At 62.7% G+C, this 11474-nt stretch carries 13 protein-coding genes and 1 other RNA gene; 5 read left to right on the plus strand and 9 right to left on the minus strand.

What is annotated here, in order from left to right; translation table 11 throughout:
• Both ACFDTG_RS14525 and ACFDTG_RS14530 read right to left on the minus strand, forming a co-directional pair.
• A partial coding sequence (locus ACFDTG_RS14525; RefSeq protein WP_375291726.1) for a transglycosylase domain-containing protein occupies positions 1-451 on the minus strand: 451 nt, incomplete at its 3' end.
• A gap of 42 nt (positions 452-493) precedes the next feature.
• On the minus strand, positions 494-874 hold the full coding sequence (locus ACFDTG_RS14530) for a winged helix-turn-helix transcriptional regulator (RefSeq protein WP_375291727.1): 381 nt from the start codon (positions 872-874) through the stop codon (positions 494-496).
• Between the two features lie 103 nt (positions 875-977).
• On the opposite strand from ACFDTG_RS14530, the gene ACFDTG_RS14535 reads away from it, so the two are divergent.
• Entirely contained in the window at positions 978-1721 is a 744-nt protein-coding gene (locus ACFDTG_RS14535) for an SDR family oxidoreductase (RefSeq protein WP_375291728.1), read from the plus strand.
• A 21-nt stretch (positions 1722-1742) separates the two neighbouring features.
• Here ACFDTG_RS14535 and rnpB read toward each other — a convergent pair.
• An RNA gene (rnpB, locus tag ACFDTG_RS14540) (RNase P RNA component class A) lies at positions 1743-2162 on the minus strand.
• A 154-nt stretch (positions 2163-2316) separates the two neighbouring features.
• Positions 2317-2772, minus strand: coding sequence for a hypothetical protein (locus tag ACFDTG_RS14545; protein ID WP_375291729.1), 456 nt, complete (start codon positions 2770-2772; stop codon positions 2317-2319).
• A 125-nt stretch (positions 2773-2897) separates the two neighbouring features.
• On the opposite strand from ACFDTG_RS14545, the gene ACFDTG_RS14550 reads away from it, so the two are divergent.
• Positions 2898-3305: a MarR family winged helix-turn-helix transcriptional regulator gene (locus tag ACFDTG_RS14550; RefSeq protein ID WP_375291730.1), complete on the plus strand. Its 408-nt coding sequence runs from the start codon at positions 2898-2900 to the stop codon at positions 3303-3305.
• Positions 3306-3418: 113 nt separating this feature from the next.
• Here ACFDTG_RS14550 and ACFDTG_RS14555 read toward each other — a convergent pair whose 3' ends face one another.
• The 3 genes from ACFDTG_RS14555 to ACFDTG_RS14565 all read right to left on the minus strand — a co-directional run bounded on the left by ACFDTG_RS14555 (position 3419) and on the right by ACFDTG_RS14565 (position 5355).
• The gene (locus ACFDTG_RS14555) at positions 3419-4057 is read right to left on the minus strand and encodes an N-acetylmuramoyl-L-alanine amidase (RefSeq protein ID WP_375291737.1); all 639 of its coding nucleotides are present in this window, start codon (positions 4055-4057) and stop codon (positions 3419-3421) included.
• Between the two features lie 104 nt (positions 4058-4161).
• Positions 4162-4821 (minus strand): histidine phosphotransferase family protein, encoded by a 660-nt coding sequence (locus tag ACFDTG_RS14560; RefSeq protein WP_375291731.1) that lies wholly within the window; start codon positions 4819-4821, stop codon positions 4162-4164.
• A gap of 144 nt (positions 4822-4965) precedes the next feature.
• On the minus strand, positions 4966-5355 hold the full coding sequence (locus ACFDTG_RS14565; protein ID WP_375291732.1) for a Mov34/MPN/PAD-1 family protein: 390 nt from the start codon (positions 5353-5355) through the stop codon (positions 4966-4968).
• A gap of 17 nt (positions 5356-5372) precedes the next feature.
• On the opposite strand from ACFDTG_RS14565, the gene ACFDTG_RS14570 reads away from it, so the two are divergent.
• On the plus strand, positions 5373-6317 hold the full coding sequence (locus ACFDTG_RS14570) for an RluA family pseudouridine synthase (protein ID WP_375291733.1): 945 nt from the start codon (positions 5373-5375) through the stop codon (positions 6315-6317).
• A gap of 144 nt (positions 6318-6461) precedes the next feature.
• Complete coding sequence (rpoH, locus tag ACFDTG_RS14575) at positions 6462-7349, plus strand: RNA polymerase sigma factor RpoH (protein WP_375291738.1); 888 nt, start codon at positions 6462-6464, stop codon at positions 7347-7349.
• 22 nt (positions 7350-7371) lie between these two features.
• Here rpoH and ACFDTG_RS14580 read toward each other — a convergent pair whose 3' ends face one another.
• Positions 7372-8868, minus strand: coding sequence for an acetyl-CoA acetyltransferase (locus ACFDTG_RS14580; RefSeq protein ID WP_375291734.1), 1497 nt, complete (start codon positions 8866-8868; stop codon positions 7372-7374).
• A 78-nt stretch (positions 8869-8946) separates the two neighbouring features.
• Here ACFDTG_RS14580 and ACFDTG_RS14585 point away from each other — a divergent pair, with 78 nt between their 5' ends.
• The gene (locus tag ACFDTG_RS14585) at positions 8947-9924 is read left to right on the plus strand and encodes an NAD(P)H-dependent flavin oxidoreductase (RefSeq protein WP_375291735.1); all 978 of its coding nucleotides are present in this window, start codon (positions 8947-8949) and stop codon (positions 9922-9924) included.
• 63 nt (positions 9925-9987) lie between these two features.
• Here ACFDTG_RS14585 and ACFDTG_RS14590 read toward each other — a convergent pair.
• Positions 9988-11474 (minus strand): TonB-dependent receptor domain-containing protein (locus ACFDTG_RS14590; protein WP_375291736.1); only part of this gene is annotated, 1487 nt, incomplete at its 5' end.

Consider the following 11474-nt stretch of genomic DNA (forward strand, 5'->3'; position numbering starts at 1 on the left):
CGATGCCGGTCTCCGCGACGTTCAGATAGACTTCCATGATCCGCCGCTTGCCCCACAGGTTCTCGATCAGGAAGGTGAACCAGGCCTCCAGCCCCTTGCGAAAATAGCCACCGCCCTGCCAAAGGAAGACGTTCTTCGCGGTCTGCTGGCTGATGGTGGATCCGCCGCGGATGCGCCCGCCCTGTGCGTTCTGCTTAATCGCCTTCTCGATCGCCTCGCGATCGAACCCGTCATGCTCGCAGAACTTGCCATCCTCGCTCGCGATGACCGCGCGGACCAGATTGCGGTCGATGTTGGAGAGCGGCTCCCAATCCTTGACCACGGCATGGTCGTCCATCGCCATGGTGGCGGTGTAGGGGATGGGCACGAAACGCAAGACGATCACCGCCGCCAGGCTCAGCAGCACGAACCAGATGATGAGCTTGATGAGAAACCACAGGATGCGGGTCATGGCAGTGCGATAGAGGTCTGCGCCGGGCGGGGCAATCCGCCCTTAGCCCCTTGCATCGTAGGCGGCGCGCGCCGCCTCGATGCGCGACAGATTCTTTTCCGCCCATGTCCAGACCCCGCAGAACGCGTCGGCCAGTTCGTGGCCCAGATCCGTCAGCCTGTATTCTACGCGCGGCGGCACTTCAGGATGGATGGTGCGGATAACCAGCCCCTCGCGCTCCATCGCGCGCAGGGTCTGGGTCAGCATCTTCTGACTGATGCCGGGCACTTCACGGCCCAGTTCGCTGAAGCGGCGGCTGCCCGCGTCTTCCAGTGCCTCGATAACCAGCAGCGTCCATTTATCTGCTACCCGACCAATCGTTTCGTTGACCAGAGCATCGATCTTCGGATCGTCGGAATAGCTGGTGTTGGCGGTTTCCGGCATTTCTTTCTCCGAGGAAACTATGGCACCTGAAGGTGCCTACTTTCCAAAAGTGCGTAGCTTCCTATTTGACCCCTCGCAATCCAGTCGAATGTGGAGAACAATCATGAAAATAAGCGGGAATACCATCCTTCTGACCGGTGGCAGCAGCGGTATCGGACGGGAACTGGCACGGCGTTGGCACGATTTGGGCAACACCGTCATCATCGCCAGCCGAAATAGGGATGCGCTCGACAAAACAGCCGAAGGATACGAAAATATCCATGTGATGATCCTGGATGCGGGCAAGGGCGCGGACATCGGCCAGTTCGTGCGCGATGCGATCGAGAAATTTCCCGCGATCAACGTCTTGGTCAACAATGCCGGGATCATGAAGTTCGAGGACATCACCGGTTCGCGCGACCTGAGCGATGCCGAAGCGGAGATCGAAACCAATCTGCTGGGCCCCATCCGCTTGATCGATGGCTTCATAGATCATCTGAAGGGTCAGGCCGATGCTGCCGTCATCAACGTGACTTCGGGTCTGGCCTTCGTGCCGTTACCCAAGGCTGCGACCTATTCGGCGACGAAGGCAGCGCTGCACAGCTACACCGTGTCGCTGCGCGCGAAGCTGAAGGACGCGGTCGAGGTCATCGAGATCGCGCCGCCCGGCGTTCAGACCGAACTGACACCCGGGCAATCGGAGCGGGAAGAATATATGCCGCTCGACGAGTTCATCGATGAGACGATGAAGCAGTTCGAAGCCGCCGAGACCCCGCCGGAAGTGCTGACCGAGCCGGTCAAGCCGTTCCGCCATGCCGAACGCGATGGCAAGTTCGACGACCTCCTCGCCATGCTGGCAACCCGTTAAACCGGGGGCGGCGGGCTCCAAGGTGCCAGGGGGCCTGTAAGCCGGGTTCTGTCCCGCCGACGGTATCCGAAATCGGACCGTATCGGCGGGGGCAGCCATTCATCTGGGCCATGTGTCGCCACATGGCTCAAGCAGCCAACCCGGGCGGTCGCAGCAGTTACGCTTGAGGCGAAACACCCCAGCTCTCTTTCGAGAGCGCGCCGCCCCTATTCGGCTTTGCTCCGGGTGGGGTTTACCATGCGGGCCGCGTTGCCGAAGCCCCGGTGCGCTCTTACCGCACCCTTTCACCCATGCCTGTGCCCCGTGCGGGGCCATCGGCGGTATTCTCTCTGTGGCACTTTCCCTATGCTTGCGCACGGCGGGCGTTACCCGCCACCCTTGCTTCGTGGAGCCCGGACTTTCCTCGAACGCTTGCGCGCCCGCGGCTGCCCGGCCCCCTGGCGATTCGGCAGATAGGCTATCGGTAGCTTCTCGCCAAGCACGTGACGGACAGCGGCCATTCGGGCACCTCACCTCCAGCTAAACTGAGGGGTAGGAAGCTGCCGATCACATCGGGAGCGTCCGTAGCTGCCACGCGTAGGGATATGCAGCTTGCTCAGGTACTGGCGTCGTTCATCGCCGGACGTTTGCGGGTCAGACGCAGTCCGTCGCGCATGTTGAGGCTGAGCAGGACGATGTTCACCGCGCCCGCAATCAGCTCAATCGTTTGCACGGTGTAAAACCAAGCATCGAAAGTCTCCGTCTGAGCCTTGAAGGACAGATAAAGCGCTGACGGTATCAGAACCAGAATACCATTTCCTGCAATGATTGGCATGCGCTTGCGCTTCGCACTGACCAGCGGGTTGCGCCATCCCCTGCCCAATCGAAGACCGGAGCCGCCTGCCGCCACCAGCGATGGGATCAGGATCAGGAAGCCCCACGGGATCATGGTCTTGACGGTCACGACCAGCGCTTCACTGCCGAACAATTCTGATGACAAGGTGGCTAACCAGAAGAAACTTATTGTGAGCAGAGCGATAGCGCCTGCGATGGGGTGGATCATTCTCGCCATGGAAACCTTCCGCGTTCTCGTAACACATAGTCAGCTATGTATTATTGTATAGCTTGCTATGCAAGTGCTATCGGCGCGGTATGACATTTTCCAAAGACCGGTCAGCCGGATACCTCGTGAATCACATGGCGCGGCTGTTCGAAAGAGGATTGGCTGCTCGCATCCGGCCGCTCGGGCTTACCCCGGGCACATTCCCGGCACTGTTGGAACTGTGGGAGGGGGGCGGGCTGACGCAAAAGGAACTGGTCGAACGTCTGGACATCGAACAGGCCACCATGGCCAACACGTTGGCGCGCATGGAACGCGATGGACTTGTCCGGCGTCAAAAGGACGAAGCAGATGGCCGGGTGCAGCGGATTTGGTTGACCGACCATGCAAGAGGGCTGCGCGATGCGGCAATTGAGGCGGCCAAATCTGTCAATTCCGAAACGATGGCGGGCTTGTCAGCGCAGGAGCAGCGGCAGCTTGTCGCACTGATGCAAAAGATCGTTTATCGTGACAAGACGTCTGCTACGCCAACCTCATCTGAATGACCGGCAGCGACGGGGTCGTTAGCTGCCGTCGCGAAATCATCGACACCAAGAATCCCCATCCGCTTTCGCGGTCCCGAACCGGACATCTGACAGGCGACCCAAACCTGCCGCCCCTACCGCGTCTTCCCCTGATCCCGGTCAAGCAGCAACTGGAACAGGATCGCGCGGATCTCACCGTCGATCTCGCCATTGATCAAGCGCGGGCGCCAGCGGCGCTGGAAGGCCTCCACCGCCTTGTGACCATCGGTGATGTCGTAGCCATAGCGTTCCAGCGCCAGATAGAAGGCGGCGTCGTTGTCGAACGGGTCGCCGCGTTCCAGCTTTTCGGGCGTTGGCAGACACAGGCCGTATTCGGCCAGCCTTTCCCAGGGAAACAGCTCGCCCGGATCGATCTTCCGCGCGGGCGCCACGTCCGAATGACCCACGACATTCGCGCGCGGGATGCCGTGTTCCTTCACCATGCGCGCGACCAGCGGGACCAGCGCTTCGAACTGTTCGTCGGGAAAGCCGGTATAGCCGTATTTGTGGCCCGGATGATCCAGCTCGATGCCGATGCTGGCCGAATTCACATCGCGGATGCCGCGCCAGTAGCTGACGCCCGCATGCCAGGCGCGCTTTTCTTCGGGCACCAGTTGCACGACCTCGCCACCCTTGCCGATAAGGTAGTGGGCCGAAACCGCGGCTTCCGGATCGCACAGCCGCTCGATGGCGAAGCCCTTGTCCTCCATTTCCGTGTAATGGATCACCACCATGGAAATGGGCAGGGTCCGCTCGTCGAAATTGGGCGAGCGCGTTTGCCGGTGAACCAGTTCATCGGGACTTTGGGGCAGATTCTTGCCGATGTCTCCGAAATCGCTCACCCGATCAGGTCTCCGCTTTCCGGCAGGATCGCGCCGAGAACCAGCGCGTCGGGCTCCACCGCGAACTGCAATTGCCCGCCGTCCTGCACGGCGAGCAAATGGATCATGTGCGCCGCCGCGGTGCGGCTGGAAAGCTCTTCGGCGGCGAGCGTACCGTCAAGCGCGTGGCCCAGCGTTTCGTCGAAGGCGATCTTGGGGCCGCTGGCGCGCACCACGATCTCGCACGCGCCGCTGCGCCGTTCCGCTCCGATCGTCAGCGTGCCGCCGCGTACCAGCGTATCGGTTGCGATCTGCGCTAAATTCAGCAGGACCTTCACGGCGGACTTGGCGAGGTTCGCCTCGCCGATGGCCCATTCGACCTCGATCCGGCCCTTGTCCGCAACCATGGCGTCGATCAGGTCGCGCGCCTCGTCAACCGCCACGCGTTCCCCGAAACCGCCGGCGGCACCGAAGGCAAGGCGAAAGAACTTGAGCTTGTTGGTGGAGATCACCGCGCTCTGTTCGAGCAGCTCGATGCAGTTCTGCCGCATCGCCGAGTCTTTTTCCGTGGCCAGCAGCTCCAGCCCGTTGGCGAAGGCGCCGACCGGAGAAAGCAGGTCGTGGCACAGGCGCGAACACAGCATCGCGGCCAGATCGACGGAGGGTGATTCGGTCATGAAAGGCCCCCTTTCGAGCGGGCAGGTTGACGGTGTTGACACAGTCCAGAGGAAACAGGTGCCTTCCCCCCGATGGGGGGCGAGGATGGATGGGCAGGGGTCAGGGGGCAGGGGCGCGCTATGGTCATCTCTCAGGAGCTAGCGTCAAACCCGCGTGTAGGAAAGCGCCGCGAAGCCGTTTTTGCCATCGCGCCACAGGCGCAGCTCGCCTTCGCCCGCGATGGCCCAGATCATACCGTCGCCGGCGGCCATCGCCCGGTCGGTGGCGGAAGGGCGCGCGGGACCGCGGGGATGGCTGTGATAATAGCCGATCAGGCGCGGACCACCGCCGCGCATGGCCCGGTGGGCGTCGATCAAGGCCTGCGGGTCGATCTCGAAATGCGATTCGGGGGTGGGGTGGACGTTACGCGCGGGGAGATGCGCAGTGATGGCGGTATCGGTGCCGAACAGAAGCCCGCAGGCCTCGCGCGGATGGTGTTGGCTCGCCAATGCCAGGATGGCACCGTGAACTTCGCTTGTCAGATTTACGGTCATCACGCATGGCCTCTACCATGTCCGAAGCGCGACGCATCGAGGGAGTTGTCCCGGCGCCCGGTCGTCTCGACAAGACCCTGGCGGAGGCGACGGATCTGTCGCGCGAACGGGTAAAGGGGCTGATCGCGCAAGGGGCGGTCGAGGTCGATGGCGCGATCGCCACCAGCGCCTCTGCCAAGGTCGGCTCCGGCGCGGCCTTTTCGATCGTCCTGCCGCCTGCCGAGCCGCTCGAGGCGGAGCCGCAGGATATTCCCCTGGTCATCACGTTCGAGGACGATGCACTGATCGTGGTGGACAAGCCGGCGGGCATGGTCGTGCACCCTGCGGCGGGTAATCCCGACGGCACGCTGGTCAATGCGCTGCTCTATCATTGCCGGGGCCGGCTGTCTGGCATCAACGGGGTGGCGCGGCCCGGCATCGTGCACCGGATCGACAAGGATACCAGCGGCCTGCTGGTGGTCGCCAAGACGGACGCGGCACACGAAGGGCTGGCCCGCCAGTTCGCCGATCATTCCATCGACCGGCGCTATCTCGCGGTTTGTGCTGGCCACCCAATCCCATCGGAAGGCACGGTGGATGCCCGGCTGGGCCGGTCCGACGCCGATCGCAAGAAGATGGCCGTGCTGCCGGACGGGAGCAGCCGGGGCAAGCACGCGGTGACGCATTACCGCACCCTGCGGCGGTTCGCCCACGCCGCGGAGATCGAATGCCGGCTGGAAACCGGGCGGACGCATCAGGTGCGCGTTCACTGCGCGTCAATCGGTCATCCGCTATTGGGAGACCCTGTCTATGGACGCACACCCAAGGCGCTTCGCGCCACGCTTTCCGAGCTGTCTTTCGCGCGCCAGGCGCTTCACGCGGCCGAGCTGGGCTTCACGCATCCCGTCAGCGGCGAACGGCTCCTTTTCCGGGCCGATCTGCCCCCCGATCTGCGGGAACTCATCGACGAACTTGCACGTTGAAATCGACGAAAGCGCATTCAATTGCGTGCCACCGGACACTATATCGAGTTCAGCGGCCCGACCGTGCGGACGCCCAGCAGGGGTCCGGGCATCAGAGGCTGGCTTGAAGAAAGGTCAGGGATACCAGTGAGCAACACCAAAGGTTTGAGCGTCCCGGCGCTTGGCGGAGAGCAGAGCCTCAACCGCTATCTCTCGGAAATCAAGAAGTTTCCCGTACTGACGGCTGAGCAGGAATACATGCTCGCCAAGCGGTACGAGGAGCATGAGGACAGCGAAGCTGCCGCGCAGCTAGTTACCTCGCACCTGCGACTCGTGGCGAAGATCGCCATGGGTTATCGCGGCTATGGCCTGCCCGTCTCGGATCTGATTTCCGAAGGCAATGTCGGCCTGATGCAGGGCGTCAAGAAGTTCGAGGCCGATCGCGGCTTCCGTCTTGCCACCTACGCCATGTGGTGGATCAAGGCATCGATCCAGGAATTCATCCTGCGCAGCTGGAGCCTCGTCAAGATGGGCACCACCGCCGCGCAAAAGAAGCTGTTCTTCAACCTGCGCCGCATGAAGAAGAACCTCGACGCTTACGAGGACGGTGATCTCCACCCCGATGACGTCACCAAGATCGCAACCGATCTGGGCGTGCCGGAGCAGGAAGTCATCAACATGAACCGCCGCATGATGATGGGCGGCGACGGCTCGCTCAATTCGCCCATGCGCGGCGGGGAAGAGGGCGCCGGGGAATGGCAGGATTGGCTGACCGACGACGGCCCGCTTCAGGACGAAATGGTCGCAGAAGACCAGGAAGCCGTCATGCGGCACGAAATGCTGCTGGAAGCGATGGACAGTCTCAACGATCGGGAGAAGCACATCCTCTCCGAGCGGCGGCTGACCGACAATCCGCAGACGCTGGAAGAGCTGTCGCAGGTCTATGACGTCAGCCGTGAACGCATCCGCCAGATCGAGGTGCGCGCTTTCGAAAAGCTTCAGAAGGCGATGCAGCGGATTGCAGGCGACAGGCTTCTGCCCAGCGCCGCCTGAACGACCCTGAGGGCGCGGGCGATCAGGCGAAGGCCCAGGTTCCGCGCTCGTCCGACCCATTGCGGGTAATTTGACCGGGGCGGCCGATGGGATCGGTCGCCCCTGTCAGTTCTGCGATCGACGTTGTGTCATTCGCTTCCACCACAGCCAGGGTCCGCACCCCATCGGGTGTGCGCGCCACCACTGTGGCTAGCCTCGGCTCACCTTCCCGGTCGTAATGGATGGTCCAGGTTTCCAGCGTGGCGGGACCTGCATAGTCTTGCGCCAAGGGAGGAATCGGGCCGCGCCGTGCGTCGGCGATCTTCTGGCAGTCGAAATCATGCGGGAAGCTGCAATCGAGTGGATCGGCTGATAGCAGGATCGTGTGGTTGTGCGTCGCATAGCCGCCATTGGCGAACAGCAGTCCCTTACCGCCGGTTTCGCGCAGCTTTTCGACCATGCAGCCGACGGCATGGCTCATGTAATTGCCGATGGGGCCGCCGCCGAAAGTCAGCCCGCCGAACACCGTGATCGGTCGCTCCAGCGGCCAGCCAAGCACGCGGCGGGCCAGCTTGGGCACGCACGGAAAGCAGCTGTAGAGTTCAACGTGATTCAGATCGCCGGGTGCAATCGCGTTCTTGGCGAGACATTGTTCGATGGAAGTCGCGAGGCTGGGCGAAGCGGCGTAACTGTCGCGCTTGAGGAAGTCTTCGTCCTCGTGCGCGGCAGCGCCATGACCGACGTGAATGAGACGCTCCTCCTCGATCCCGCGCCGCCGCGCTTCGGCCAGGCTGGTCACGATATAGCCGGCCCCCTGGTTGACGGAGGCGTTCGCGACCTGGAGCTTGGTATAGGGAAAGGCAATCGGCCGGTTGCCTGCCGATGGCGTCACGACGTCATCGGGTGCGACCTTTTGGCGGAGCCAGGCATGCTTGCACTCCGCCGCGACCTCGCTCATGCCGGACCATAATTTGCCGCTTTCCGCCTGCCCCTCGGCCAGTGTCTCTCCGCGGACGGCCCGGCCCGCGTTCTCGTAAAGCGGATAGACATCCACCGGCACCACCAGACCATGGCGCTGCGCAAAGCCCTCGCGCACGCGGTGCGATGCATCGCGCAGCGCGTTGGGCTTCGATCCGTCTTCGCGTGGTTTCGCGGCGGCTATGCGTGCGGCGGTACGCAGCGCCTCGCCGCCAACGACCGCGCAGACGGTCGCTTCCCCCGCGCCGATGCGGTTGGCGGCCTCGTTCAGCAGCCGGATCGGGCTGTCGCCATTAGGCTTGTCGGTCTGCTCGCGATGCTTCGGCGCAATGCCGAGCATGTCCGCCAACGTCCCGTCGACGGGGTTGAGCCGGGGCCAGGCAATCTGGCTGACCACTGCCAGGCTGTCGCAATCGGCCAGCACGCCACCGCCTGCATCGTGATCGGCGCGGCGCAGCGCCTCGGCCATCAGCTGCACCGGATCGAGCGCAAGGTCAGGCTCGTCCGTCCGGTCGTTGACCTGCCCGACCCCCACGATCACCGGCCCCCGCGCTGCGTCCATGCTACCTGCTCCCGCACTTGCTTTATTCGGATCGGGCGATACGCGTGACGGGCGGAGACGCAAAGGGAGAGGACATCGATGAAGACGCGGATTACCGAGTTGTTCGGGATCGAACACCCCATCATCCAGGGCGGAATGCACTATGTCGGTCTTGCCGAAATGGCGGCCGCGGTCAGCAATGCCGGTGGGCTCGGCACCATCACCGGCCTGACGCTGGGCACCCCGGAAAAGCTGGCGGACGAGATCGCGAAGTGCCGCGACATGACCGACAAGCCCTTCGCGGTAAATCTCACCTTTCTCCCGTCTCTGACCCCTCCCGACTATCCGGGGCTGGTCAAGGCAATCATCGATGGCGGCGTGCGCATCGTGGAAACGGCGGGACGCAATCCGCAACAGGTGATGCCCCATCTCAAGGATGCGGGCGTCAAGGTGATCCACAAGTGCACCAGCGTTCGCCACAGCCTGAAGGCGCAGGAAATCGGCTGCGACGCGGTGAGCGTGGACGGCTTCGAATGCGGGGGGCATCCGGGTGAAGACGATATTCCCAATATGATCCTTCTCCCGCGCGCGGCGGATGAGCTGGACATTCCCTTCGTTGCCAGCGGCGGACAGGCGGATGGCCGGAGCCTCGTCGCCAGCCTCGCGATGGGGGCCGACGGCATGAACATGGGCACACGCTTCATCGCCACGAAGGAAGCGCCGGTGCACGAAAACGTGAAGAAGGCGATCGTCGCGGCGAGCGAACTCGATACCCGGCTGGTGATGCGTCCGCTGCGCAATACCGAGCGCGTGCTGAACAACGATGCGGTGGAGGAAATTCTCCAGATCGAGCGGGAGAAGGGCGACGATCTGAAGTTCGAGGATATCTACGCTCAGGTCGCCGGCGTCTATCCGCGCATCATGACCGAGGGTGACATGGATGCAGGCGCCTGGTCCTGCGGCATGGTGGCCGGCCTGATCGACGATATCCCCAGCTGTCAGGAGCTGATCGACCGGATCATGGCGGAGGCCGACGCAATCATCAAAGAGCGTCTAAACAAATTCCTGACCAGCTAACGCGTGAGGAAACGGGCGCTTCTCCACGCGGAAGAAGCGCCCGTTCCGGAAGTCGGCGAGATCCTAGAACTCCGCCGAAATCGACGCGGAGAAGCTGCGGCCCACGGCATAGCTGTTGATGTCGATCCGGCGAGTGCCATTGTCCTGATATTCCAGGTTGTCGCGGCTGGTGAGGTTGCGGCCCTCCAGCTTGAGTTCCAGGGGAATACCGCCCAGCGAAAGGCCCTGGCGGAAGACCAGATCGATCCGCAGACCGGGATCTTCGTAGATATCGGGAAGATCCAGCGTGCCTCGGCTGGTGACCCGCTCGCTGGCGTAATTCGCAAGCACCGTAAATTGCTGGAGATCGTCCTGATTTTCCAGGCTGAGCTGGAAGTTGGCGATATGATCGGACTGGCCGGTCAGGGGCACGCCATCGCGAAAGTAATTGGTTGCCGGCTGATCGGCAAAGGGGAACACCCGCGCGATATCGCTGTCGCTGACTTCGAGTTCGGACTGGGTATAGGTGTAGTTCACGATGGCGACGAGGCGTTTGTTGCCAAACCAGCCACCCCAATCGGCCAGATCCTCGCTCGCCTCGATTTCCAGCTCCGCGCCGTAAAGCTTTGCGGTGGGTGCGTTGGCGAAGCCGCTGATCTGCTCGTTCTGGGAGAATGTCGAGAACACCTCGATGGGGTTGTCGATGTTCTTGTAGAAGCCCGCCAGGCTGACGCGATTGGCGCTGTTGACGTAATATTCGCCGCGCAATTCGTAGTTCGTCAGCTCGCTGTCCACCAAGGCGGGGTTGCCGTTGAACTGGCGGTTGGTTTCCGGATCGAAATAGGTCTGGAAGATCAGCTCGCGGAACTGCGGCCTCGCGATCGTTCGCGATGCACTGGCGCGGAGCTGGAAATTATACCCGATTTCATAGGTCAGCGTCGCGCCGGGAAGAAAGTAGTCGTTGTTGAGCTGGGTGTTCGCGCCGGAGTTGGAGGGCGTGTCGAAAATCTGGAGCGGGACGACGGACTGGTCCGCATCCTCGTATCGCACGCCGAGGTCGGCGGTCAGCCCGATGTCTGCCGGGGTGAGCCGCACGAGCGCATAGGCCGCGTGGACATCCAGATCGGCGCGAAAAGCCGGATCGGTCTCGGTCGTTTCGAAAATGTTATATTGATAAGGCCCGATCCCGGCCGCCTGCTGGCGGACCGGATCGAAGCCGAGATCGATTAGATCGTCGCCGAACAGGGCATCCGGGCGGAAGACCCCGAATACCTCGGGAAATCCGGAGGTGGCCCGCAGCGACAGCTCGCGCCTTTCGGAAATGCGGCGCGTGTCGGTATAGGCATAACCGATCGTGGCATTGAGCCAGTCGGTCGCTTCGTAGGTCAGGTCGATCCCGCCGTAGTAGAGTCGCTCCGTCAGGTCGGAGAACGCCACGGTCGCGGAGCCGCGCTGCTGGTCGAGCCGGTTGATGAACAGGTCCCCCAGCGGATCGGAGGGATTGTTCGTGCGCGTGTAGACGAACTCGTACTCATAGGGCGCTTCGCGCTGCGTTTCGGCAAAGCCACCCC

The sequence above is a fragment of the Qipengyuania sp. genome, assembly GCF_042095715.1.
Taxonomy (GTDB): domain Bacteria; phylum Pseudomonadota; class Alphaproteobacteria; order Sphingomonadales; family Sphingomonadaceae; genus Qipengyuania.